Origin of the sequence: Micromonospora sp. Llam0 (assembly GCF_003751085.1) — a bacterium.
Taxonomy (GTDB): domain Bacteria; phylum Actinomycetota; class Actinomycetes; order Mycobacteriales; family Micromonosporaceae; genus Micromonospora_E.
This window is the reverse complement of the sequence record NZ_RJJY01000001.1, coordinates 2,011,384-2,034,529: the sequence shown is the minus strand read 5'-3', so window position 1 is coordinate 2,034,529 and position 23,146 is coordinate 2,011,384. Positions and strand designations below refer to the sequence as shown.

General features: G+C 73.7%; 22 protein-coding genes and 1 pseudogene. 12 read left to right on the top strand and 11 right to left on the bottom strand.

The window, feature by feature from the left end; all coding sequences use genetic code 11:
• Positions 1 to 49: 49 nt before the first annotated feature.
• Complete coding sequence (locus EDC02_RS09155; protein ID WP_148083378.1) at positions 50 to 835, bottom strand: hypothetical protein; 786 nt, start codon at positions 833 to 835, stop codon at positions 50 to 52.
• A 191-nt stretch (positions 836 to 1,026) separates the two neighbouring features.
• On the opposite strand from EDC02_RS09155, the gene EDC02_RS09150 reads away from it, so the two are divergent.
• The gene (locus tag EDC02_RS09150) at positions 1,027 to 2,064 is read left to right on the top strand and encodes a S1 family peptidase (RefSeq protein ID WP_123604644.1); all 1,038 of its coding nucleotides are present in this window, start codon (positions 1,027 to 1,029) and stop codon (positions 2,062 to 2,064) included.
• 36 nt (positions 2,065 to 2,100) lie between these two features.
• Here the strand turns inward: EDC02_RS09150 and EDC02_RS09145 are convergent, their stop codons facing one another.
• Positions 2,101 to 4,857, bottom strand: a complete 2,757-nt coding sequence (locus EDC02_RS09145; protein ID WP_123601569.1) for an Hsp70 family protein — start codon at positions 4,855 to 4,857, stop codon at positions 2,101 to 2,103.
• Positions 4,858 to 4,917: 60 nt separating this feature from the next.
• Positions 4,918 to 5,328, bottom strand: coding sequence for a hypothetical protein (locus tag EDC02_RS09140; protein ID WP_123601568.1), 411 nt, complete (start codon positions 5,326 to 5,328; stop codon positions 4,918 to 4,920).
• Positions 5,329 to 5,481: 153 nt separating this feature from the next.
• On the opposite strand from EDC02_RS09140, the gene EDC02_RS09135 reads away from it, so the two are divergent.
• Positions 5,482 to 6,159, top strand: coding sequence for a thymidine kinase (locus tag EDC02_RS09135; RefSeq protein WP_123601567.1), 678 nt, complete (start codon positions 5,482 to 5,484; stop codon positions 6,157 to 6,159).
• A 9-nt stretch (positions 6,160 to 6,168) separates the two neighbouring features.
• On the opposite strand, the gene EDC02_RS09130 is transcribed toward EDC02_RS09135, so the two are convergent.
• Complete coding sequence (locus tag EDC02_RS09130) at positions 6,169 to 7,176, bottom strand: NAD-dependent epimerase/dehydratase family protein (protein ID WP_123601566.1); 1,008 nt, start codon at positions 7,174 to 7,176, stop codon at positions 6,169 to 6,171.
• Positions 7,177 to 7,292: 116 nt separating this feature from the next.
• Between EDC02_RS09130 and EDC02_RS09125 the strand changes: the two genes are divergently transcribed.
• Positions 7,293 to 9,089 carry an acyl-CoA dehydrogenase family protein gene (locus EDC02_RS09125; RefSeq protein ID WP_123601565.1) on the top strand — a complete coding sequence of 599 codons (1,797 nt, stop codon included), beginning with the start codon at positions 7,293 to 7,295 and terminating at the stop codon, positions 9,087 to 9,089.
• Between the two features lie 156 nt (positions 9,090 to 9,245).
• Positions 9,246 to 10,250 (top strand): TerC/Alx family metal homeostasis membrane protein, encoded by a 1,005-nt coding sequence (locus EDC02_RS09120; RefSeq protein WP_123601564.1) that lies wholly within the window; start codon positions 9,246 to 9,248, stop codon positions 10,248 to 10,250.
• Between the two features lie 22 nt (positions 10,251 to 10,272).
• Here EDC02_RS09120 and EDC02_RS09115 read toward each other — a convergent pair whose 3' ends face one another.
• From EDC02_RS09115 to EDC02_RS09105, 3 genes are all read right to left on the bottom strand, one after another.
• Positions 10,273 to 11,286, bottom strand: coding sequence for a tyrosine-type recombinase/integrase (locus EDC02_RS09115; RefSeq protein WP_123601563.1), 1,014 nt, complete (start codon positions 11,284 to 11,286; stop codon positions 10,273 to 10,275).
• Positions 11,287 to 11,400: 114 nt separating this feature from the next.
• Positions 11,401 to 12,225, bottom strand: coding sequence for an SDR family NAD(P)-dependent oxidoreductase (locus EDC02_RS09110; protein WP_123601562.1), 825 nt, complete (start codon positions 12,223 to 12,225; stop codon positions 11,401 to 11,403).
• A gap of 121 nt (positions 12,226 to 12,346) precedes the next feature.
• On the bottom strand, positions 12,347 to 12,772 hold the full coding sequence (locus EDC02_RS09105; RefSeq protein WP_123601561.1) for an Hsp20/alpha crystallin family protein: 426 nt from the start codon (positions 12,770 to 12,772) through the stop codon (positions 12,347 to 12,349).
• Positions 12,773 to 12,935: 163 nt separating this feature from the next.
• Here EDC02_RS09105 and EDC02_RS09100 point away from each other — a divergent pair, with 163 nt between their 5' ends.
• The 8 genes and pseudogenes from EDC02_RS09100 (at position 12,936) to EDC02_RS40120 (ending at position 20,320) form a co-directional block, all read left to right on the top strand.
• Positions 12,936 to 13,721: an aminoglycoside phosphotransferase family protein gene (locus tag EDC02_RS09100; protein WP_199757557.1), complete on the top strand. Its 786-nt coding sequence runs from the start codon at positions 12,936 to 12,938 to the stop codon at positions 13,719 to 13,721.
• A 167-nt stretch (positions 13,722 to 13,888) separates the two neighbouring features.
• A complete protein-coding gene (locus EDC02_RS09095) occupies positions 13,889 to 14,080 on the top strand; it encodes a lysine biosynthesis protein LysW (protein ID WP_123601560.1) in 192 nt (63 codons plus the stop codon).
• A complete protein-coding gene (locus tag EDC02_RS09090) occupies positions 14,077 to 14,958 on the top strand; it encodes a RimK family alpha-L-glutamate ligase (protein ID WP_123601559.1) in 882 nt (293 codons plus the stop codon). The genes EDC02_RS09095 and EDC02_RS09090 overlap by 4 nt, the downstream gene beginning before the upstream one ends.
• Positions 14,959 to 15,027: 69 nt before the next feature.
• The gene (locus EDC02_RS09085) at positions 15,028 to 15,663 is read left to right on the top strand and encodes a DegT/DnrJ/EryC1/StrS family aminotransferase (RefSeq protein WP_123601558.1); all 636 of its coding nucleotides are present in this window, start codon (positions 15,028 to 15,030) and stop codon (positions 15,661 to 15,663) included.
• Entirely contained in the window at positions 15,660 to 16,979 is a 1,320-nt protein-coding gene (locus EDC02_RS09080) for a DegT/DnrJ/EryC1/StrS family aminotransferase (protein WP_123601557.1), read from the top strand. The genes EDC02_RS09085 and EDC02_RS09080 overlap by 4 nt, the downstream gene beginning before the upstream one ends.
• A complete protein-coding gene (argC, locus tag EDC02_RS09075) occupies positions 16,972 to 18,012 on the top strand; it encodes an N-acetyl-gamma-glutamyl-phosphate reductase (protein WP_123601556.1) in 1,041 nt (346 codons plus the stop codon). The genes EDC02_RS09080 and argC overlap by 8 nt, the downstream gene beginning before the upstream one ends.
• Positions 18,009 to 19,295: pseudogene (locus EDC02_RS09070) on the top strand (M20/M25/M40 family metallo-hydrolase); the annotation flags it as partial. The gene argC and the pseudogene EDC02_RS09070, both read left to right, overlap by 4 nt.
• Before the next feature lie 194 nt (positions 19,296 to 19,489).
• Complete coding sequence (locus tag EDC02_RS40120) at positions 19,490 to 20,320, top strand: tetratricopeptide repeat protein (RefSeq protein WP_158632103.1); 831 nt, start codon at positions 19,490 to 19,492, stop codon at positions 20,318 to 20,320.
• Here EDC02_RS40120 and EDC02_RS09055 read toward each other — a convergent pair.
• The 4 genes from EDC02_RS09055 to EDC02_RS09040 form a co-directional block, all read right to left on the bottom strand.
• A complete protein-coding gene (locus tag EDC02_RS09055; RefSeq protein ID WP_123601554.1) occupies positions 20,257 to 20,490 on the bottom strand; it encodes a tautomerase family protein in 234 nt (77 codons plus the stop codon). The genes EDC02_RS40120 and EDC02_RS09055 overlap by 64 nt on opposite strands.
• A 151-nt stretch (positions 20,491 to 20,641) precedes the next feature.
• Positions 20,642 to 21,421, bottom strand: coding sequence for a Clp protease N-terminal domain-containing protein (locus tag EDC02_RS09050; protein WP_123601553.1), 780 nt, complete (start codon positions 21,419 to 21,421; stop codon positions 20,642 to 20,644).
• Positions 21,422 to 21,554: 133 nt separating this feature from the next.
• Positions 21,555 to 22,298, bottom strand: a complete 744-nt coding sequence (locus EDC02_RS09045) for a methyltransferase domain-containing protein (protein WP_123604642.1) — start codon at positions 22,296 to 22,298, stop codon at positions 21,555 to 21,557.
• 49 nt (positions 22,299 to 22,347) lie between these two features.
• A complete protein-coding gene (locus tag EDC02_RS09040; protein WP_233605816.1) occupies positions 22,348 to 23,064 on the bottom strand; it encodes a TioE family transcriptional regulator in 717 nt (238 codons plus the stop codon).
• Positions 23,065 to 23,146 lie beyond the last annotated feature (82 nt).

Genomic DNA, 23,146 nt, shown 5'->3' with positions numbered 1-23,146 from the left:
TCGACAACGCCCCAGTATGCCCGGCCCCGCCGGGCGGGAACCGGCGCGGTCAGCGTGCCGGCGCCGCCCCGGTGGTCGGATCCCGCAGCTGCCAGCGCGTGTAGCTGAAGGTCAACGTGCGGGCCAGTACGTCCGGCGGGTGCTCGACGGTGAGCATCGCGGCGTTCGTCTGACCGTCGGTCAGGCAGATGTCCGTACCGGCCGGCAGCCCGTACAAGCCGTTGATCATGCCGTCCCAGGCCTGCGGCGCGGCGTCCAGGCAACGACGCACGGTGTGCTCCCCGGTCACGTCGAGCACCGCCAGCTCCCCACCGTCGAGCGCGGTCACCCGGTCCGACCGCTGGGACAGGAACAGATCCCCACCCGGCAGGTGCTCACCGCCGACCTGCCCGGTGTCCAGGTCGATACTCTGATGGTCGCCGAGCACGACGCCGCTGCCGCTGCCGACCTCGACCCACCCCGGTGCGCCGTCCACCGTCGAGTCGGCGTCGCGCAACGCCGCCACGCTCACCCCTACGGCGGCGGCGACCAGCAGCGCCGACAGGATCACCGGCAGCCGGACGGACCTACGGGCAGCCGGCTCGGCCACCGGCGCCGGTGCGTCGGTCGGCGGATCGGCGGCGACGGCGTCACCGGTCGGCCACCGCGTCGACGACCACAGCCCCCAGGCCTGCACGGTCAGCGCCGCCACCCCGAGGAACAGGGCCAGCACGCCGGCCCACTGGTCGGCCCGGTCGAGGCCCTGCGCGGCCAGGAACGCCACGAGGCCGACCAGAGCAGCAGCCAGGACACCGCCCACGGCGACCGGGACGGGGCCGGGGCGGCGGGACATCATGCCGCCCATTGTGGCAGGTCCACTCGCCACGGCCGGGTGTACGGCACCGGTCAGCGTCGGGCACTGGCCCGATGGTCGCCCACAAATGGGCAATGGCACGGTGTGCAGCGCTGCCGCCAGCGGCGATGATGATCGCCGTCCTGCCCGGACATCTCACGTTCACCAGATCGCAGGAGGACTGTGTGAGGGACATGTCAACGCCGATCAGACAGATCGGCACCGCGCTGGCCGCCACCGCCGTACTGGTCGGTGGTCTGCTGGCGAGTCCGGCGGCCGCTGCCCCCGGGCCCGCCCCCGAACTCGGCGGTGAGGCGGCCCTGGTCCTGGCCGACCGGCTCGGTGACCGGTCCGCCGGGGCGTACCGGGACGAGGTAACCGGTGATCTGGTGGTGACCGTGACCGATGAGACGGCCGCCCGTGCGGTGCGGGCCGCCGGTGGGGTGGCCCGCACCGTTGAACGCGGCGCTGACGACCTGGCCCGGGTCACTGGTGCGTTGTCGCGGTCGGCGGCCGTGCCGGGGACCAGTTGGTACGCCGACCCGGTCAGCAACCAGGTGGTGGTCTCGGTCGACGAGACCGTCACCGGTGCCCGGCTGGCGCTGGTCGAGGCGGTCGCGGCCCGCTTCGGCGACGCCGTCCGCGTCGAACGCGTCGCCGGCACGGTGGAGACCACCGCGGCCGGCGGCGACCCGATCTACTCCAACGGCCGCTGCTCGCTCGGGTTCAACGTGTACGACACCGCCGGCCGGCCGGGTTTCCTCACCGCCGGGCACTGCACCGAGTCGCGGACGCAGTGGATGGTCGACGGGGTCGCCGACGCCGGCACCACAGTGGCCAGCAACTTCCCCGGCGACGACTTCGGCCTGGTCCGCTGGGTCGACACCACCGTCTACCGGCCCGGGGCGGTCAACCTGTACGACGGGACGCTGCGGGACATCACCGGCGCCGGCAACCCGTACGTCGGGCAGACGGTCAGCAAGAGCGGCAGCACCACCGGGGTCACCACCGGCCCGGTCGTCGCGGTCAACGTCACCGTCAACTACTCGGCCGGCCCGGTGACCGGGCTGTTCCAGACCAGCCTGTGCGTGGACAAGGGCGACAGCGGCGGCGCGGTGTTCGCCGGCACCACCGCGTTGGGTCTGCACTCGGGCAGCAACCGGGCCGAGTGCCGGGCCTACCACCAGCCGGTCGCCGACGCGCTGGCGGCGTACGGGGTCAACGTCTACTGACCGTGGCCTGATTGGGCGGCCCGACGGGCCGCCCAATCAGCCGGGCCCGGTCACGGACAGCACCCGCACCTGATGGTCGGCGGTGACCACCGCGACGGTGTCGCCGCCGACCACCGCGTGCGTCACCCGGCTGGTCGCCAGGTCGACGCCGACGTCTACCGGTGCGGTCCGTCGCCCGGTCGCCGCGTCCCACACCGAGACCTGCGGCACAGCGGTCCTCGACGCCGTGTCGATCCGGTGGCCCAGCACCACCACCCGGCCGTCGGTCACCGCCGCCGCCGACCGGGTGTCGTCGGCGGCGGTGATCTCAGCACCGGCGTCGTCGAGCAGGTAGAAGTCGTCGACCGTGCCGAACGTCTGATCACCGAAGACGAGCCCACCCGGCACCGCGTACCAGTTGTCCTCGAATCCGAACGCGGTCGGACGGTTCCACTTCTCATCGCCGGTGCCGATGTCGACGGCGATCGTGCGGTACGTGCCGCCGTCGACCGCCGCGCACACCAGTCGCGCCCCGCACGGTTTTACCAGTTCGATGGTGTCGCCGGCCGGCAGCGGGACCTCCCAGGTGAGGGTGAACCCGTCGAGGTCGTACGCGGCCAGCACGGCCCGCCCCGGTGACGCCTCGTCGGACAGCTTGCCGATCGCGAGCCCTTCGTAGACGGTCCACGCGTCGTGGTCCAGCGGCAGGTCACCGCTGGCGATCGGGTCACCGTCGCCGGTGTCCAGCACGAACCCCCGGCCGCTGCCCTCACTCAGCTCGACGACCCGGTCCGGCGCGGCGTGCCGGTTGTCCCGCAGCCCGTACCCTGCGGCGGGCAGCACCCCGGCGTCCTCGTCACCTTCCGTGCCGGTCCACCGGGTCGCCGCCCGGATCCGGGACGCGTCGAGGACCAGCAGGTCGTCGTCGGGGGCGTCGCGTCGCCACCGCTGCTTCCCGGTGGTCAGGTCGATCCGGGCGACCGCGTTGTCGAAGATGCCGTCCTTGATCTCGACGATCACGTCGGTGCCCAGCCGAACCACGTCGGTACGGTCCTGCCAGCTGCGTTTCCACCGCACCGTGCCGTCGGCGGCGTCGAGCACGACCCGCATGTCGTCGCCGCCGTCGGTCGCCGAGTCGACGGCGTCGACGACGAGCAGCCCACCGACGGCGGTGAGCCGCACCTCCGTCGGTTCGACGTCCACCGTGGCGGTCCAGGCCGGGTCGCCGCCGTCGGCCGGTACCGCGGTGACGGTGGTGCCGCCGACGGCGACCGCCGCGTACACGGCGAGGTCACCGGCGACGGTGACCGACGAGCCGCCGGTGCCGGCGGGCAACGTCACCTGGTGCACCTCGGTCAGGCCGCCGGCGGTGTCACCGGTCCCGCCGTTGTCGCCGTCGCCGAGCAGTCCACCGAACAGATCGGTGTCGCCCGGCCCGCCGCCGTCACCGACACCGGTGAACTGGTCGAGCAGCCAGCCGTTGGTCAGGCCGATCCCGGCGGCCAGCGTCACCGCCACGGCGGCGGCGACCGCCGCGACCGCCCGGCCGCGCCAACGGCGGCGCGGCGGCCGGTGGCCGCCCGGCGGCGGTGTCGGCCGTCCACCAGCCTGTGGTGTCCCCGGCCAGGATCCGGCCGGCCCCGACGTGACCGGACCGGCCGTCGGTGGGCCTGCCTGTACGGGGTGCGGCGCGGCTGGCGCGGCGGTCGACGGCGCCGCGCCATCCGTCGACGGCGTGTGGTGCAGCGCGCCGAACGCCACCGGCAGCTCGGGCTGCTCCGGCACCGACGGGGCGACCCCGAGCCGGGCGTGCAACCGGCTGGCGACCAGCGGCATCCGGCTCGCCCCGCCGACCAGCAGCAGTCCGACCAGCCGCGCCGGGTCGACCCCGGCCAGCTGCAGCACCCGGCGGGTCTCGTCGACCGCCCGGTCGACCAGTGGCCCGGCGATCCGGTCCAGTTCCTCGCGGGTCAGATGCATCGGATCGTCCCGCCCGGGCACCGTCACCGGCGCCGCCGAGGCCCGCGACAGCATCTCCTTCGCGGCCCGCACCTCGGACCGGAAAGCGAGCCGGTCGCGGCGGTCGGCGGCGGTCACCGGCCGGCTGAGCCGCTGCCACAGCTGCGGGTCCCGGACCGCGACCAGGTGACCGAGGTGGGCGACCAACGCCTCGTCGACGTCGAGCCCGCCGAGGTCGTCGAGCCCGCCCGTGGCCAGCACCCGCAGCCCACCGACGCCGCCCACCGCAGGCTCGTTGCGGACCACCGCCACGTCGAGGGTGCCGCCGCCGAAGTCGAACACGGCCAGCGTGCCGCCCGGCGGCACCTGCCGGCCCAGCACCCGGACACAGTAGGTGGCGGCCGCGATCGGCTCGTCGAGCAGCCGCACCGGGCCCAGTCCGGCCGCCGTGGCGGCCGCGCGCAGCAGGTCCCGACGCGGGGTGCCCCAGTCGGCGGGGCAGGTCAGCACGGTGCCGCCGGCCGGATGCACGCCGGCGGTCGCGGCCTCGGCGGCGACCCGGCGCAGGGTCACCGCCAGCAGTTGGACGACCGGCAGCTCCCGGTCGCCCAGCAGCACCGTACCGTCGTCGACGCGGCGTTTCGGGTGCGGCTCGAACCGGTGCGGCTCCCCGGCGGCCAACCGCTGCGCGTCACGTCCGCTGTGGACGCCCCCGGCGGCGTCGACGCAGACCCCGGAGGCCAGCAGCGGAGTGCCGTCGAACAGCAGCGGCCGAGGTGGCTCGTCGCCGCGGCGGACCACCGCGACGGTGTGCGTGGTGCCCAGGTCGACGGCGAGCCGTACCGGTCCGTTCACAATCTGTCTGTCCTCTCCCGGGTTGGTGCCGGCGTACGCTCCCGTCGCCCGGCGGGGATGCTATCGGCCGGCCGCCACCGTGGTGTCGGCACCGAGCTGCTTCAACACCCGGGTACGCAGCGTCTCGTACTGTTCGCGGCAGCGGCGCGGCGGACCGTCCGGGCGGTCGACGACCGTAGCGCCGCTGATCCGCTCGTGCGGGCCGAACTGGTCACGGGTCAGGTCGATCTCGACCACACCGAGCCGGTTCCACCAGTGCTGGCCGGTCCGCCGCCCACCGGCGCTCACCTCCCCGACCAGCAGCTCGCCGCCGAGCAGGTCGTGCAGCACCAGCGCGGTGACGCCGCACTGGCCGCGGGCCGGGTTGCCGGTGTGCCAGTCGGCCAGGTCGGCCGGATCGCAGGTGTCGGCGGACCAGGCGGTACGGATGACACGTTCGATGTGGGTGAGAGTCCAGGTGCGGGGGAACATGGCGGCAGATCCTGCCACAGTGGTCCGACATCGCCGCCCGGCCCGGACCCGATCCGGCATCGCCGCCTGACCCGGCATCGCGACCCGGGCCGCCGGTGCCGGCGGTAACGGCTAGTAAGCTGCCCGGTCGTGACCGACGACAGTCAGCCGAGGATGGCCGGGCCGGGCGGCGGCGACCAGTCCGCGTTGGCGACCGCCTGCCTGGCCGCCGGTGACGGGCGGCTGCGGCACGGGGCGGCGTTGAAGTTCTTCTGGGGTCCGATGGACTGCGGCAAGTCGACGCTGGCCCTGCAGATGGACCACAACCACGCCCGGCAGGGCCGCCGGGGTCTGGTGCTGACCCGCAACGACCGGTCGATGGGGCCGCAGGTGACCACCCGGATCGGGCTGGCCCACTCGGCGATCGAGGTCACCGACGACCTGGACCTGGTGGCGCTGGTGCGCGGCCGTTGGGCGGACGGCACCCGGGTCGACTACCTGATCTGCGACGAGGCGTGTTTCTACACCGTCGACCAGGTCGGGCAGATGGCCGACCTGGTCGACGGCTACGACGTCGACGTGTTCGCGTTCGGACTGGCCAGTGACTTCCGGTCGGTGCTGTTCCCGGCGGCGCAGCGGCTGTTCGAGATCGCCGACGAGGTGTGCCGCATCCAGGTCGAGGTGCTCTGCTGGTGCGGCCGGCAGGGCCTGCTCAACGCCCGCGTCGTCGACGGTGTGGTGGCCCGGCACGGCGAACAGGTGGTGATCGGTGACACCGTCGACCACTGCGACGTGCGGTACCAGGTGCTGTGCCGGCGGCACCACCGCACCGGCGACCTCGGACCCGGCTAGCCGACCACGTCAGCCGGCGGACGGATCCGCTTCGGCGGCGGCGAGCAGCGTGGCCTCCTGACCCGCGTCGAGCCCCAGCGGCGGCAGGTCGGTACGCAGCGCCGGACGGTGGTCCACGCTGGTCAGCCAGGTCCAGGTGTCGGCGACGGTCTCGGCCGCCGGCCGGCAGCGCAGCCCGGTGGCCAGTGCCCGGGACACGTCGCCGTGGTGCAGCGCGTCGTGCAGCTTACCCGGAGGCAGCCAGATCGGCAGCTCGGTCCAGGGCGCGACACCGGCGGCGGCCACCGCCGCCGGGTCGACCCAGCGCAGCCGGGCGGCCGCCCCGGTCACATCGACGCAGTGGGTCAGCAGATCACCCATCGTGGTGTGGCCGCGCGGGCTGACCACGTTGACCGGTCCGCCGACACCGGCGGCGGCGGCGTCGAGCAGCCAGGCCGCCAGATCCCGGGCGTCGACGTACTGCAGCGGCAGGTCGGGCGGCCCGGGTGCGGGCACGTCGCCGCCCCGGGCGACGCGGTGCAGCCACCACGGCAACCGACCGACGTCCTCGTACGGACCGAGGATCAGCCCGGCGCGGGCCAGCAGCGCCCGGTCACCGAAGGCGGCGAGCGCGGCGAGTTCACCGCCGCGTTTGGCGCGGGCGTAGGGGACGTCGCCGTCGTCGTCGGACCCGTCGACCACCGGCCCGGTCTCGTCGAGCCCGGCCGGCGGCGGGTACGCGTACACCGAGCGGCTCGACACGTACGTGTAGTGCCCGACCCGGTCGCGTAGCAGCCGGGTCGCGTCGCGGACCACCGACGGCGCGCCGGCCCAGGTGTCGACGGCCAGGTCCCAGCCGCCGGTGCGTAGCCCGGCGAGCCCGTCGGCGGCCGTCCGGTCGCCGACGACCACCTGCGCGCCGGCCGGCGCCGGCCGGTGGCCGCGGTGCAGCAGGGTGACCGACCAGCCGCGCGCCAACGCCTCCTCGACGACGCACCGGCCGACGAACCCGGTGCCGCCCAGCATCAGCAGTCGCATAACGCTACTGTGCCGCCCGGCGCGACCGTCCGGAAGACCGTCACGCTGCCAGCGAAACCCACCGCAGGTTACTGTCGGGTAGTAACAGCTGTGCGTGGCGAGGAGGATCGATCATCGTGAACCGGTACGTCCAACCTGTGCCCGCCCCCGGCGACCCGTACCGCACCGACTGGCTGCTCGACCGGTGGCTGCGCCACCGACTCGGCCCGGCCACGCACACCGCCGCCCGGCACCGGCTGGCCGCCCTCGCCGCCGACGTCGCCGGCCCGCTGCGGGCCGCGCACACCGACGCCGAACAGCGGCCGCCCCGGCTGGTCCGCTACGACCCGTGGGGTCGGCGCGTCGACCGGGTCGACACCTGCGCCGGCTGGCAGCGGCTGCGGGCCGCCGCCGCCCGGCACGCCCTGGTCGCGCTGCCGTACCGCGCCGACACCCGCGCCGCCTTCGGCCCGGACGCCCGGGTGGTGCAGCACGCCCTGCTGCACCTGTACGCGCCGGAGTCGGCGACGTTCTCCTGCCCGGTGGCGATGGCCGACGGGGCCGCCGCGCTGCTGCGACACCCCGACGTCGATTCGGCGGTCCGCGACACCTGGCTGCCCCGGCTCACCGCCACCGACCCCGCCGCCGCGATCACCAGCGGGCAGTGGATGACCGAAGCCCAGGGCGGCTCCGACCTGTCCGGGTCGACCACCGTGGCGCACCCCGCCGTCGACGGCGACGGTTGGCGGCTCACCGGCGAGAAGTGGTTCTGCTCCGCGGTCGACTCGGCGGTCGCGGTCGCCCTGGCCCGCCCGGTCGGCGCCGCCGACGGCAGCCGCACGCTCGTGCCGTTCCTGGTGCCCCGCTACGCCGCCGACTCGCCGCTTGCCGGCACCGGCACCGACCCGTACGCGCCCGCCCCCGGCGTGTGGGTGCACCGGCTCAAGGACAAGCTCGGCACCCGGGCGTTGCCCACCGCCGAGGTCGGCCTGCGCGACGCGTACGCGCTGCCGCTGGGCGACCCCGCCCGGCCCGGCCTGGCCCGGGCGATGACTCTGGTGGTGGTGACCCGGCTGCACAACGCCTCCGCCGCGGCCAGCGGGATGCGCCGCGGTCTGGCGTACGCGCACGCCTACGCCACGGCCCGGCGGGTGGCCGGCGGCCGGCTGGTCGACTCCCCGGCGCACCGTGGCCTGCTCGGCACCCTCGCCGTCGACGCCGCCGGCGCGTTCGTCCTCGCCGGCCACGTGTTCGACCTGCTCGGACAGGTCGAGGCCGGCGTCGCCGGCCGGTCGACACCCGGCGGAGCGGACGCCACCGCCGAGGTGGACCCGGCGGCCGAACTGCGGCTGGCCGCACCGCTGGCGAAGCTCGCCACCGGCCGGCTCGCGGTCGCCGCCGCCAGCGAGTACGTCGAATGTTTCGGCGGCGCTGGTTACGTCGAGGACACCGGCGTGCCCCGGCTGCTGCGTGACGCCCAGGTGCTGCCGATCTGGGAGGGCACCACCACGGTGTTGGCGTTGGACGCGCTGCGGGCGGTGACCCGCGAAAAGGCCGCCGGGCCGCTGCTGGCCCGGGTCGACCGGGCGGCCGCCACCGCCGCCGACCCCGAGGTGGCCGCGGCGCTCACCGACGCCGCCGGGCGGCTGCGTACGGACCTGGCCCGGGTCGCGGCCGACCCGGGTGGGGCCGACACGGCGGCCGGCGCGCGCCCGCTGGCGCTGCGGACGGCGTACACGTTGGCCGCCGCGCTGCTCGTCGACCTGGCCGACGGGCCCGGTGTCGGGGGATCCGGCCGCGACGGCGACGCGGCGGGTTCCGACGACACCGACGCCGCCCAGGTGGCGGCCCGGCTGTGGACCCGACGCTGGCTGGTCGGCGCCGACATCGCCGCCGACGCCCACCGGCACCTGGAACTGCTCAGCCGGACCTGAGTCCCGTCGCCCGGGCGGGCCGGCGGCCATGAGCAACCGAGCCTGCGCGGCCGGGCATCACCCGGCGGCCGGGCATCGTAGCGCAACGTCCCGGATCGTCCACCAATGCCGTGTGTCGGCGCGCGCGACGCCGCCGACAGGTGCACGATCTCTGACATGGGTTCGCTGGAGATCGGCCCGGGCGTGTGGGCCGTCACGCTCGTCGTCATCATCGCGCTGCTCGCCCTCGACCTGGCGGTCGCGGCGATCCGACCGCACGCCGTCGGGTTCAATGAGGCGGTCGCCTGGTCGGTGTTCTACGTCGCGGTCGCCGTCGTGTTCGGCCTGGTGTTCATGGCCTGGGCCGGCGGCGACTACGGCACCGAGTACTTCGCCGGCTACCTGGTGGAGAAGAGCCTGTCCGTCGACAACCTGTTCGTCTTCGTCATCATCATCAGCACCTTCGCCGTTCCCGAGGAACATCAGCACAAGGTGCTCACCTTCGGCATCATCGCCGCGCTGGTCCTGCGGGCGATCTTCATCGCCGCCGGCGCCACCCTGCTGAACCTGTTCTCCTTCATGTTCCTGGTCTTCGGCCTGCTGCTGATCTTCACCGCCGTGCAGCTGTTCCGGCACCGCAACGAGGACCCGCAGGTCGACGACAACGTGCTGGTCCGCGCCACCCGGCGGGTGCTGCCGGTGACACCGGACTACGTCGACGGGCGGCTCGTCACCCGCCTCGACGGTCGCCGTGTCGTCACCCCACTGTTCATCGTGCTGATCGCGATCGGCAGCACCGACCTGCTGTTCGCCCTCGACTCGATCCCCGCCGTGTTCGGTGTCACCCAGCAGCCGTACATCGTCTTCGTCGCCAACGCCTTCGCCCTGATCGGGCTGCGGGCACTGTTTTTCCTGGTGAAAGGCCTGCTGGACCGGCTGGTCTACCTGTCCACCGGGCTGGCGCTGGTGCTGGCGCTGATCGGCGTCAAACTGGTGCTGCACTGGGGCCACACCCTCGACGACCGGGTCCCCGAGGTGCAGACCCCGGTGTCGCTGGGGCTGATCCTGGTGATCCTCACCGTCACCGTCGTCGCCAGCCTGGTCAAGGTCCACCGCGACCCGACCGCCCGCGCCCACGCCGGTTCGCTGCGCGGCCACGACGACCAGCAGCGACAACGGTGACCTGCCGGATCCGGTGAGACGCTCAACTGGACGCGGCGGCGCGGGCGGCCCGCGCGGCCGCGATCCGGTACGCCGGATCCCGGTCCAGGTTGTACCGGTCCCGGTCGTACCGGCGGGTGGTCCGCGGATCGGCGTGCCCCATCGCGTCCTGCACGTCCTCCAGCGGCACCCCTTCGGCGCGGGCGGTGGTGGCGAACGCGTGCCGCAGCGAGTGCGGCGACAGCCGGTCCCACGCCGGCAGACCGGCGGCCCGGGCCAGCCGCCGGACCAGCCGGAACACCGCGTGCCGGTCCAGCCGGGCGCCGCTGGCGGTGGCCAGCAGCGGGCCGTCGAGCGCGTCGGCCGCGACACCGGCGGCCCGGGCCCGGACAGCCAGGTACGCGTCGAGCGCCGCAGCCGTGTCCGGCGCGAGCGCCCGGCGGCGGGACCGGCCGCCCTTGCCGACGAACCGGACACTGCGGTGCCCCCGCTCGTCGCCGACGTCGGCGACGTCGAGGCTGACCAGTTCACCGACGCGCAGCCCCAGATCGGCCAGCAGCGCCAGCACGGCGAGGTTGCGCGCACCGCTCGCCCCGGTGTCGGCGCGGGCGGCCGCGAACAACGCGTCGACCTGGTCGGGGCTCAACCCGACAGTCGCCGAATGGTCCCGGTCGATCCGCGGCCGGTCCGCGTCGGTCACCGGGTTGGCCGGCACCGCCCGCAGCCGCACCAGGAACGCGTACCAGCTGGACATGGCGGACAGTTTCCGGGCCACCGTCGCCGGGGTCAGCAGCCGTCCGCTGCGCTGGTCGACGGTGGCCTCCAACGCCCGGGCGTACGCGTTGACGTCCAGGAACGACGCCTGCAGCGGGTCGAGCCCGGTGGCGGCGCACCACGACAGCCAGCCGGTCACGTCCCGACGGTAGGCGGCCCGGGTGTGCTCGGAGAGCCGCCGGTTACGCAGCCACGCCTCGGTGAAGTCGACCGGGGCGGTGGCGGCGGTCAGGCCGCGGTCGACCGGCCGGGGGACGAGACCGGGGGTGGTGGGGTGACGCATCGCAGCAGGATGCCAAAGCCGGTGCCGCCGACGACGCCGAAACGCCGTACGTGATCTTTCCGCGCTGTACGTGACCCCGGACGGCGGCGGCCGCGCCGCGCGGGTACCACCCGGTCAGGACATCCGGACGATCTGGCCGGTCACGTAACGGGCCTGGTGCGAGGCGAGCAGGGTGACGACCTCGGCGACGTCCTCCGGGCGGGCGATGCGACTCAGCGGACTCGAACCGGTGAGCTGCTTCTCCACCTCCGGCGTCACCCAGCCGGTGTCGGTGACCGGCGGCTGCACCACGTTGGCGGTGACCCCGTACGGGGCGAGCTCGGCGGCGGCCGACATGGTGTAGTTCTCCTGCGCGGCCTTGGCCGCCCCGTACGACACCTCCTCGGGGAAGCCGTGCGGGCCGCCGGAGGTCAACCCGACGATCCGCCCCCAGCTGGCCTTGCGGGCCAGGTGCCGGCGGGCGAACTCGGCGATCAGCAGCGCCGGGGCGCGGGCGTCGACGGCGAACTGGCGGTCGAAGGTGCCGGCGTCGACGTGGGTCAACGGCCGGCCGAACCGGTCCCGGCTGTCCGGCCGGAACGTGTCGCTGAGCCAGCCGCTGGCGTTGTTGACCAGGATGTCGACCGGACCGAACGAGGCCGCCGCCTCGTCGAACAGCCGGGCCGGGGTAGCCGGGTCCGCCAGGTCCGCCTCCACGGCCACCGCCTTGCCGCCGGCAGCGACGATCCGGTCGACGACGCTGCGGGCGTCCTGGGCGCGGACCCGCCCGTACTGGGCGGGGAACGACGGATCGTCGGCGTAGGGGGACGGGTCCATCCGCAGGTACGCGGCGAGCACCGCGGCGCCCTGGGTGGCCAGGGCGAGCGCGATCGCCGCGCCGATGCCCTGGTTCGCGCCGGTCACGATCGCGACGTGCCCGGTCAACCGGGGGTCGATCATCTGCCCAGGATGCCCGGCCGGCGACACCCGCGCGAGGCGTTTGCCGGCTTGTCCCCCGCCGGACACGACGAGTCCCCGCCCGGTGCGCTCCGGCTCCGGACGGGGACAGGCGGTGTGGGTTTCAGCTGCTGAGCTGCCGGCGGCCGTCGTCGCCGACGCTGATCGAGACCCGGCGCGGCTTGGCGCGCTCCGCCACCGGGATCCGCAGGGTCAGCACGCCGGCCTCGTAGCCGGCCTCCAGCTTGTCGGTGTCGAGGGTGTCACCGAGGAACAGCTGCCGGGTGAACGTGCCCATCGGCCGCTCGGCGGCGACGAGTTCGACCTTGTCGCCGGTGGGGCGGTGGCGCTGGGCGCGCACCGTCAGGACGTTGCGTTCCACGGTGCACTCGATGCTGTCCGGGTCGACGCCGGGCAGGTCGAACGCGGCGTAGAACCAGTCGCCGTCGCGGTAGGCGTCCAGGTGCATGACGGCCGGACGGGTGGTGGTGCCGAAGAACTGCTCGGCGATCCGGTCGATCTCCCGGAACGGGTCGGTGCGCATCAACATTGTCGGACCTCCTCACGGGTGCGGGCTTCTCGCTACCTCAAGTTGAGCCCCGCAGACTCAACTTACTTATAGCTATAGCGCGCAACCTTGAGGGCGTCAAGTCGTCCCGTACGCGGGACAAACCGGTCGTCCGGACCCGCTGGCGTCCGGCAGGATCACCGCCGTGCCCACCCCCGCCGACAGCCCACCGGAACAGCCGCTAACCGGCGGCAACGTCGCCGACGCCGTCGTCCGGGTCGGCGACACGGTCCGCCGACCCGCCGGCGCGTGGACCCCCGCTGTGTACGCCTTCCTCGCCCACCTGCACGACGTCGGGTTCGGCGGCGCACCCCGACCGCTCGGCGTCGACGCCGCCGGCCGCGAGGTGCTGACCTACCTGCCCGGAACGGTCCCCTGGCCGGACCGGTTCGACCTGCTCGGCCCGGACGCGGCCCTGCGCCGGGTCGGCCGGCTCGTACGCGACCTGCACGACGCGGCCGCCAGCTTCACCCCACCACCGGGTGCCGTCTGGCGGCGGCTCATCCCACCCGACGGCACCGATCTGGTCGTCCACCACGACCTCGCGCCCTGGAACCTGGTCGTCGGTGACCGCTGGGCCTTCATCGACTGGGACACCGCCGCGCCGGGCACCCGGCTGTGGGACCTCGCCTACGCGGCCAAGGCGTTCGTGCCGCTGACCGCCGACCCCGCCTGGCAGCGCCCCGACGCCGCCCGCCGGCTACGGACCCTCGTCGACGCGTACCGCCTCGACGAACGCCAGCGCCGTGACCTCGTCCCGCTGCTGGCCCGCCGGGCCCGGTCGATGCACGACTTCCTCGCCGAGCAGTCGGCCGCCGGCGTGCTGCCATGGACCCGGCTGTGGGACGACGGCCACGGCGAGACCTGGCGCCGCGACGCCGAGCACATCGGCGACCGGGCAGCGGACTGGACGGCCGCGCTGCTGGACTGACCGGCGCCCCCGGGCGGGAGCCGGCGGAACCCACCCGTCAATTGAGTCGCTTCGTGGTTCCGTAGTGCGCCGTCGGACCCGGCCTTCTTACCTTGGAGATGCCCGGGAGCCGGGAAACGGCCCGCCCCGGAAGCAGCCATCGACCGAGGACAGAAAGGAAGAAGGTCATGCCGGTTATCGCCGACAAAGCTGTGGTCTGCCTCGTCTGCGACAGCCCGCTCACCATCGACGGCGACGCCGAGAAGGGCGAAATCATCGAGTGCTCGGCATGCGGCCAGGAGCACGAACTGACGGCGGCGGCCGACGGCGTGTACGAGGTCTGCATCGCACCGGAGGTGGAGGAGGACTGGGGCGAATGAGCGGCGCGCCTACCGACGTCCTGCTGTCGGTGACGGTGCTGCGCCCGGAGGAACGGCGGCTCCTGGGCGCCCTGCGCGCGCAGGGCCTGTCCGCCCGCCCGGCACTGCCACCCGACATCGGCGAGGTGCTTTCCGGCTGCGAGGAGCCGCCCCGGGTCGCGCTGATCAGGAACCTGTCGCACCGCGAGGCGCTGAGCATCGCCCGGCGTCTGGAGCGGGCCGGGATCACCACCGTCAACAGCGCCTCGGCGATCGAGGTCTGCGGCGACAAGGGCCTGCAGGCGCTGCTGTTCGATCGGCACGGCATCGGGCATCCGACGACCCGGCACGCGTTCACCCACGACCAGGTGCGCCAGGCCGTGGCGGAACTCGGCTGGCCGGTGGTGGTGAAACCACCGTCCGGGTCCTGGGGCCGGGGCGTCGTCCGGCTGTGCGACCAGGGCGAGCTGGAGGCGTGGACCGGCGGCCGGGAGTCCGCCGACGCGGCCGGCAAGCTGTTCCCCGTGCTGGTACAGCGGTACGTCGACAAGCCCGGCCACGACCTGCGCGTCATCGTCGTGGGTGAGCGTCCGGTCGTCGCGTTCCGGCGGCGCAGCGAACACTGGCGTACCAACACCCACCTGGGAGCCCAGGTGGAACGCGTGGAGATCTGCGCGGAGATCGGCCGGCTCTGTGCCGACGTCGTCGCCGCGCTGGGCCCCGGCTTCTACGGCGTGGACCTGATCGAGGACCGTGCCACCGGCGCGATGGTGGTGCTGGAGGTCAACGCGAACCCCGAGTTCGCCCGATCCTCCGACACCCACGGCGTGGACGTGGCCGGCCACTGCGTGGCGTACGCGACCCAGGTGGCGCGCTCCGGGCTCACCCTCGCCGCCTGATCTCAATCTCGTTACTGCGGCGGCCGCCCGCGCCGGGCCGACGCGGGCGGCCGCAGAAAGGAAGACCCGATGGAACGGTTCGACACCGCGCTCGTCCTCACCCGGGTGCTGACCTCCGGCGTGGTGATGAGCATCGAGAAGAACGACAAGGAACTACCGGCACTGGAACGGCTGCTGACCAGACGCAGCGGCCGGTCCCGGGCGGTCCTGGTCAACAGCCGCACCGCCGCGGTCCACGCGGCGCTGTGCGGGCAGGGCATCGGACACGGCGACGCGGCCGTACTGCCCGGGCTCGACCCGGCCGCCGCCTCGTTCGTCGACTGGCTCGGGGTACGGGCCAGCGACGGTCCGATCCCGGCGTTCGACCTGATCAGCCTGACCCCGGACAACGTCGACGAGTTCGCCGCGGTCGCGCGCAACCGCACCGCGCCGGCGCTGGCCGTGGACCTGACCGGCCTCGGCTTCGGCCCGGCGGCGGCGATGCTCACCGACGACGAACGGATCTGGGCCCGCGCCGAGCGGCTGAAGATCTTCGGTGCCTTCGACCTGCGCACCATGTGGACGCAGCAGGAGGCCGAACCCGGCCTGGCGCCGGGTGTCCAGTTCAACTACCGGCTGAGCCCGCTGGTCGCCGCCTGTGTCCGGATGGCGCTGATGCAGGCCGGCACCCGTACGCCCGCAGTGACCGGAGGTACCCAGCGATGATCACTGACTTCCCGTCGGCCCCGCTGCCGCTGCCCGACGAGCGGGACGTCGACGTTGAACTCGCCCAGTTCGGCGGCCCGGCGATGATCGCGTCCGGGCAGCGCCGCACCGTCTTCCCGGTGATCACCAAGGAGGACGTGTTCACCATGCTGCTGGCGCAGCGCAACGACCCGGACAAGGTCGTCGCGGACTTCGCCGGCGACTACCGCGACTACGTCGGTGCCCGGCACGCGCTGCCGACCGCGAGCGGTACCTCCAGCCTGCACCTGGCGCTGATCGGTGCCGGGGTGCAGCCCGGCGACGAGGTCATCGTGCCGGCGTTCACGTTCATCGCCACCGCGCAGGCCGTCGTCGCCGCGAAGGCCGTACCCGTGTTCGTCGACATCGACCCGCGCACGTACTGCATGTCGCCGCAGGCCGCCGAGGCGGCGGTCACCGGGCGGACCAGGGCGATCATGCCCGTGCACGTGCACGGGCTGCCCGCCGACGTGGCGGCGCTGCGCCAGGTGTGCCAGCGGCACGGCCTGGCCCTGGTGGAGGACGCGTCACACGCGCACTCCGCGCGGATCGGCGAGCGGATGTGCGGTTCGCTCGGTGACGCCGCCGGACAGAGCCTGATGGCGGACAAGAACTTCCCGCTGGGCGGCGAGGGCGGCATCGCGTTCTTCGGCTCCGACGCCGCGTACGCCCGGGCGACGGAGTTCCTGGAGCGCACCGGCATCGACTACCGGATGTCCTGGGTGGCGGCGGCGTTCGGGGCGAGCCAGCTCAAGCGGCTGCCGTACTACGACGCGGTCCGGGCCCGCAACGCCGCGCTGCTGGCCGGTGCGCTCGGCGAGACCGGCCTGTTCACCGCCCCCTACGTGCCCGACGGGCACACCCACGCCTACAACATGTACCGCGTCGGGCTCGCCCCGGCCGTGGTCGGCCTCGACGACCTGCCCGTGTGGGCGGTCAAGGAGGCGGTGCACGAGCTGCTCACCGCCGAGGGTGTCCCGGCCCGCGAGTGGCAGAACACGCCGATCCCGTGCCACCTGCCGTTCCGCCACCGCGACGGGTTCGGCAACGGGTATCCGTTCACGCTGAACCCGGACGCGGTCCGCGACCACCAACCGACCGACTTCCCGAACGTCGTGTCGATGCTGGAGAGCACCGTCGTGCTCTGCCGGGAGCTGCGCTCGCCGGTGGAGTACGAGCGGGTGATCCGGTACGCCGACGCGTTCCGCAAGGTCGCGGCCCGCCCCGACGCCATCCGCAAGCTCGTCGCCGAGCGTGAGTACCGGCGGCCCTACGAGAAGGCGGCCCGTCTTGGCTGAGCGCAGCGCGGTGCGGGTCGCGGTCCTGGGCGCCAGCGGTTACACCGGCGCCGAACTGGTCCGGCTGCTGCTGGACCACCCGCACGTGGAACTGACCTACCTGTCCAGCGAACGGCACACCGGCCGACCGATCACATCGGTGCTGGCCGGGGTGCGCAACCATCCCCGCGCGGCCGGGCTGCGGTTCCAGCCCGTCGACGCGGTCGACGAGGTCGACGTGGCGTTCGGCTGCCTGCCGGGCGGCGCCCTGCCCGCCCAGATGCCCAAGCTCGCCGAACGGGCCCAGCGGGTGATCAACCTGGCCGGGGACTTCCGCCTCACCGACCCCGGGCAGGCCGCCGCGCACTACCCCGAGTCGCAGGCGTGGACCGAACCGTTCCGGTACGTCGTCCCGGAGTTCGACGAACCGCCGGTCGAGGACCGGTTCATCAACCTGCCCGGCTGCATGGCCGTCACCACCTTGTACGCACTGCGGCCGCTGGTCGCCGCAGGGCTGACCGCAGGCGACGTCGTCGTCGACGCGAAGACCGGCGCCAGCGGCAGCGGCAGCCGGTCCAGCGAGCACCCCGCCGACCGGATCGGCAACTTCCGGGTCCACAAGCCGTACGGCCATCGGCACGCACCGGAGATCGCCCAGGCACTCGGCGCGGTCACCGGCGAGCCACCGCGGCTGCGGTTCTCCACCTACAGCCTCGACGTGGCCCGGGGCATCGTGGTCACCGCGTACGGGCGGCTGCGTCCCGGCGTGTCCGCGCTGCAGGTCAAACGGGCCTACGGCACGGCGTACGCCCGGACACCGTTCGTGCGGGCACGCACCGCGCCGAAGAGCCCGGGAGACTTCCCGATGCTCAAGAGTGTGGTGGGTAGCAACGTCGCGGAGGTCGCGGTGAGCGTCCGTGACGACGAGTACGTCGCGGTCGCCGCGCTGGACAACCTGCTCAAGGGCGCGTCCGGCCAGGCGGTGCAGACGCTGAACCTGCTGTACGGATTCGAACAGTCCCTGGCCCTGCCGTTCACGGCGGTGACGCCATGAGCCGCCGGTCGCTGTACGTCATCAAGATCGGCAGCAGCACCCTGCTGCACCCCGGCGTCTTCGCCGAGATCGCGGCGATCCGGGCGCGCGGCGCCCGGGTACTCATGGTGGCCGGCGGGGCCGAAGGCATCGAGCGGTACTACCGTTCGGCGGGCCGGGACATGCCGCAGCTCACCCTCGGCAACGGCGACACCGTCCGGTACTGCCCGCCGACGGAGATGCCGCACATCGTCGCCGCCTACCGGCAGATCACCCTGCCGGCGGTGGAGGCGGGGCTGGCGGCGCACGGCCTCGCGGCGCACGCCTGCGTAGCCGCCGACGCCGCGCTGGTGACCGGCACCGCCAACCGGCCGCTGCGGGTGGTTCGCGACGGCCGACCCAAGATCGTCCACGACCACCGGGCGGGCACCGTGTCCGGAGTCGACGCGGCGCGGCTCACCGCCCTGCTCGACGCGTACGACGTGGTCTGCCTGAGCCCTCCGGTCCGTGACGCGGCCGGTGGCGCCGAACTCAACGTCGACGCCGACGTGCTGGCCGCGACCCTCGCCAACGCGCTCGACGCCGACCACCTGCGGCTGGTCACCGGCACGCCGGGGGTGTTGAGCGACCCGGCCGAGCCGACCTCGACCGTCCGGGACGCGGTCGCCGGCGACTGCGGCCGGTACGCCACCGGCCGGATGCGGCAGAAGGTGCGCGCCGCGGAACTGGCGCTGCGCGGAACCGCCCACGTGGCCATCACCGGACCGCACACGATGGCCGACGACCGCGGCTGGACCCGTTTCTGGGCCACCGAGGAACCCGCCGCGGACCTGCGCCTGCTCAGCCGCGCCGCGCAGATCCCGTCGGTCTCCCACGACGAGCACGAACTGGCCGCCTACCTCGCCGGCTGGTGCCGCGACCGGGGCCTGACCGCCCGGGTCGACGAGGTGGGCAACCTGGTCGCCGAGCGCGGCGACGGACCCCGGACGCTGCTGCTGCTCGGCCATCTCGACACCGTGCCGTTCACCTGGCCGGTGCGCTGGACCGGCGACGACCCGGCGGTCCTGCACGGACGCGGCACGGTGGACGCGAAGGCCTCGCTGACCGCGTTCCTGGACGTGCTGGCGAGCACCGACGTCCCCGACGGCTGGCGCCTGCGCGTCGTCGGCGCCGTCGAGGAGGAGGTGTCCTCGTCGCGGGGCGCGTTCCACGTCCGCGACCACTACCCGGCGGACGCGGTCGTGGTGGGCGAGCCGAGCGGCTCCGGCGCCCTGACGCTGGGCTACTTCGGCCTGTTCAAACTGCGGGTGACCGCGGCCGTGCCCAGTGGCCACTCGGCGGGATTCCAGGCGGTGTCCGCCCCCGACCGGCTCACCGGGGCGCTGGACCGGATCCGTACCGCGGCCGGTTCGAGGAGTTCCACCGCATCGCGACCCTGGGCGTCGAGTGTGCCCGCGCCCTGCACGACCAGTCACTGCTGGCGCGCGGTCTGTCCGATGTGGCGGCCGCAGCCTGGCGGCTGGGTCGGCTCCACGACGGCCTCACGGCGACCGAGGAAAGCCTGGACCTCGCCGTGGCCCTCCACGACAGAACAGGGCAAGCGCAGAGCACCGGAATGCTCGGCCTGCTACTCGCCACACTGGGCCGTTACGACGAGGCGCGGGCACACCTGCGGCGTTCCATCGGACTCAAGCACGAACTGGGCGCGTACCGAGCGGAAGCCCAGTCGCTGACCGACCTCAGCAGCCTGCACGAACACTGCGGCCGCTACCAGGAGGCGGCCGAGGCGGCCCGCCACGCCATCGAGCTGAACCACCGGATCGGTGCCTGGGACATGGAAGCCCTCGCACTGACCGATCTGGCCGTCGCCCACCTCGCGATGGACCAGGACGAACAGGCCGGCAGCTGCCTCGACCGGGTGCTCGAACTCAACGCGGAGTCCGCGCCGGCCGCGGAGATGTCACGCGTGCACGCCCTGTACGCCCAGGTCCGGCACCGACTGGGCGAGAACGCCGCAGCGATGCGGCACGCGCAACGGGCCCTGGAACTCGACGGCAGCAGCCGCGCCCCCCTGCGGCAGGCCACGGTGCGCAACATCCTCGGCAGGGTGTACCGCGGCCAGGGAAAGTACGCGGCGGCAACCGATCTGCACACCGCGGCCCACGACATAGCCACCGGGGTCGGCTACCGGATCGAGGCGGCCCGGGCTCTCGCAGGCCTGTCGGCGACGCTGCGGGCAGGCGGAGACACCGAAGCCGCCGACGACTACCGGGGCCGGGCCGCCGCAGAGTTCGACCAACTGGGCATCCCGTCGGGCAACGGCGTGTGACTCGCGGCCGGCACGCGGCGGTACCCGGGTTCACAGTCGCGGATCACCACCGTCACCGCCTCCGGCGGGCAGCCGATGATCCGGGCGACCACAGCGGTCAGCTCGGCCCGAAGGGTCGCCCGGATCCGGCGGTCGTTGCCCTGCCGGCAGTCGAGGGTGAGCACAGGCATGGAAGACCTCCTTTGACCTGTTCGGGGACAGTCATCGTCCCGGACCGCCTTCCCGAACCGGTTCCGTTGCGTTCCCGCACCGACGCCGGTCACCGTGTTCTAGCACCGACGACGCGCACATCCAGGCCCGCGAACGTCGATGGACCCGGTCCTACTCGGCCGAGGCCCCGACCCGGCGCTCCAACTGCTCCAGTCGCCGGGTGACCGGCGCCAGCTCACGGCGGACCAGGGCCGCGACCGCAGCGAGCGGATCCGTCCCGGCCGGCGCGGTCACGCCGCCGTCGGACGTGGTCGCCGCCTGGGCACGCAGGTGCGCGTACCCGGCGAGGGCCGCCACCACCGCGCGCCGGGTCGCCCGCAGCTCGACACCGGATTCACGCAGCACCCGCCCGGCGGTGCCGTCCGGCTCGGCGACCAGCCCGAGCAGCAGATGCTCACAGCCGACGTAGTTGTGCCCGAGCGCAGTGGCCTCGGTGACGGCCAACTCGAGCGCGCTCGCCCCGGTGCCGGTGAACCGCAGGGTCGGCACCGGGGCACTCGTCGGGGCCGACTCGCTCATCGTGACCACGGCGGCCAACCGGGCCGTGACCTGGGCCGACAGCACCTCGATCGTCTGCAGCACCCGGACACCGAGGTTGTCACCCTCGTCGAGCAGCGCGGCCAGCAGGTGCCGGGTGCCGACCTCGGCGGCGTGGGCGGAGCGCGCCTGTGTCCGGGCCCGAAGCAGTACGTCACGGGTACGGGCGGTCAGGTGGGGCAGCTGCGCCGCCAACTGGTCGGCGTCCAGATCGGCCAGGTTCGTCGCCCGGATCGCGGTGACCCGTCGGACGGCCTGTTCCAGTGCCCGCTGACACACCGCCGACACCGCGATGCCGGTGTCGCGGACCGCATCCGCGAGGTCGTCCGGCAGATAAACGTTGATCTTCGGCACGGCTTTCGCCTCCTCGGTGCAGGGTCGGACCCGACGAGCGTACCTCACCTAACCCCCATGGGGGTATATAGGGGTTAGGTGAGGTCGGTCTGGCTGGCGAGATGCGGAATGCCCGCTCCCGGGCGTACCAGCGTCACCGCCGGTACGCCCGCACCAGCACCCGACGCGAGTACGCCACGAACACCCCCTCGGCGCGGATCCTGCGGTGCAGCGCCGCCAACCGGTCCCGGTAGCGGTCCACGGTGAAACCCGGCACCGTCCACACCACCTTCCGCAGGAACACGACCACCGCGGCGATGTCGAAGAACTCCACCCGCAGCGACTCCATCCGCAGGTCCACCACGTCCAGACCGGCCGCCGTCGCCGCCTCCCGCACCCGGTCCGGACGCTGATCGGCACGCGGCGGCACCGACACCCCCAACGCCGCCCGCAGCTCACCGACCGAGTCCGGGCCGATCTGCTGAGACAGGTACGAACCGCCCGACGCCAGCACCCGCGCCACCTCGGACCAGCCCACCACCGTCGGATGCCGGCTCACCACCAGGTCGAAACAGGCGGACCGCAACGGCAGCCCGCCGTCCTGCGCGGCGCGCACGACATGCACACCCAGCGGCGCCAGCCGCCGCCGCGCAACGGCCACGTTCGGCGGCCAGCCCTCCGTCGCCACCAGCAGCGGCGGCACCGACGCGACGCCAGCCAGCACCTCGCCGCCACCGGTCTGCAAATCCACCGCCCGCCGGGCACCGGCCATCTGACGGCCCAGCAGCCGCGCGTACCCCCAGGACGGCCGCTGCTCGGTGGCCCGGCCAGCGAACCAGGAGAAATCCCAGCCCGCCACCGGCACCGCCGAAGCCTCGGCGATCAGATCGTCGAACATCGACACGCGACGAGTCTGACCCGCACCGGGCGACCCCGGCCACCGAGAATCAGTCCGGCCCACCCGCCGCCGACCCGGCTGACGCCGCCGCCCGGACACGCAGATAGGCGTCCAGTTCGGCGGCACCGGCGAGCATCGCCCGGCCCCGCGCGGACAGCCGGTCCCGCCAGACACGCAGCGTCGACTCCAGCGGGGCGACGCCACCGGCCGAACGGACCTGCGTGATCAACGGCGCGATCTGCGCCAGCAGATGGCCACCCCGGCGCAACTGGTGGACCAGCATCACGTCCCGCACGTCGGCCGCGTCGTAGACCCGGTAGCCGGTCCGTCGGTCCCGGCCTGGCCGGACCAGACCGGCGGCCTCCCACGCGCGCAGGGTGGCCGGGCGCAGACCGAGCCGCGCCGCCAACGGGCCGATGAACATCCCGCCACGCTCGGGCGCGACCGGCGCCAGATCACGCAGCGCGACCTCGACCGCCTGCACGGTACGCCGGTCCTCGACCAACTGGCAGTGACTGTCGTCGACGAGCCGCAGCGCGTCGTCGACCGCACCCCGGTTCACCGCCCGCATGATCGACGTCGCCGTGGCGTGACCGTGCCCGGCCACCAGCGCGACGAACGCCCGCAGCGCCTGCGCATGCACCGGCGTGTAGACCCGGTAACCCGCGGCGGTCCGCGTGGCCGCCGGCAGGACACCGGCCTGCTCGTAGTTGCGCACCGCCTGAGGGGACAGGCCATGTTCCCGCGCCAGGTCCACCGGCCGCACAGCTACCCCACGGTTTGAAAGTTGACGAGGCGTCCACAGCACCGAACGCATACAAACCTTACACCGTTGTTTCAACGATACC

Coding starts and splice junctions, on each gene's coding strand:
- EDC02_RS09135 (WP_123601567.1), top strand. CDS start 5,482: ATGGCCGGGCCGGGCGGCGGCGACCAGTCCGCGTTGGCGACCGCCTGC.
- EDC02_RS09080 (WP_123601557.1), top strand. CDS start 15,660: ATGATCACTGACTTCCCGTCGGCCCCGCTGCCGCTGCCCGACGAGCGG.
- EDC02_RS09115 (WP_123601563.1), bottom strand. CDS start 11,286: ATGCGTCACCCCACCACCCCCGGTCTCGTCCCCCGGCCGGTCGACCGC.
- EDC02_RS09130 (WP_123601566.1), bottom strand. CDS start 7,176: ATGCGACTGCTGATGCTGGGCGGCACCGGGTTCGTCGGCCGGTGCGTC.
- EDC02_RS09110 (WP_123601562.1), bottom strand. CDS start 12,225: ATGATCGACCCCCGGTTGACCGGGCACGTCGCGATCGTGACCGGCGCG.
- EDC02_RS09155 (WP_148083378.1), bottom strand. CDS start 835: ATGATGTCCCGCCGCCCCGGCCCCGTCCCGGTCGCCGTGGGCGGTGTC.
- EDC02_RS09095 (WP_123601560.1), top strand. CDS start 13,889: ATGCCGGTTATCGCCGACAAAGCTGTGGTCTGCCTCGTCTGCGACAGC.
- EDC02_RS09105 (WP_123601561.1), bottom strand. CDS start 12,772: ATGTTGATGCGCACCGACCCGTTCCGGGAGATCGACCGGATCGCCGAG.
- EDC02_RS09085 (WP_123601558.1), top strand. CDS start 15,028: ATGGAACGGTTCGACACCGCGCTCGTCCTCACCCGGGTGCTGACCTCC.
- EDC02_RS09055 (WP_123601554.1), bottom strand. CDS start 20,490: ATGCCTGTGCTCACCCTCGACTGCCGGCAGGGCAACGACCGCCGGATC.
- EDC02_RS09045 (WP_123604642.1), bottom strand. CDS start 22,298: ATGTTCGACGATCTGATCGCCGAGGCTTCGGCGGTGCCGGTGGCGGGC.
- EDC02_RS09120 (WP_123601564.1), top strand. CDS start 9,246: ATGGGTTCGCTGGAGATCGGCCCGGGCGTGTGGGCCGTCACGCTCGTC.
- EDC02_RS09090 (WP_123601559.1), top strand. CDS start 14,077: ATGAGCGGCGCGCCTACCGACGTCCTGCTGTCGGTGACGGTGCTGCGC.
- EDC02_RS09150 (WP_123604644.1), top strand. CDS start 1,027: ATGTCAACGCCGATCAGACAGATCGGCACCGCGCTGGCCGCCACCGCC.
- EDC02_RS09140 (WP_123601568.1), bottom strand. CDS start 5,328: ATGTTCCCCCGCACCTGGACTCTCACCCACATCGAACGTGTCATCCGT.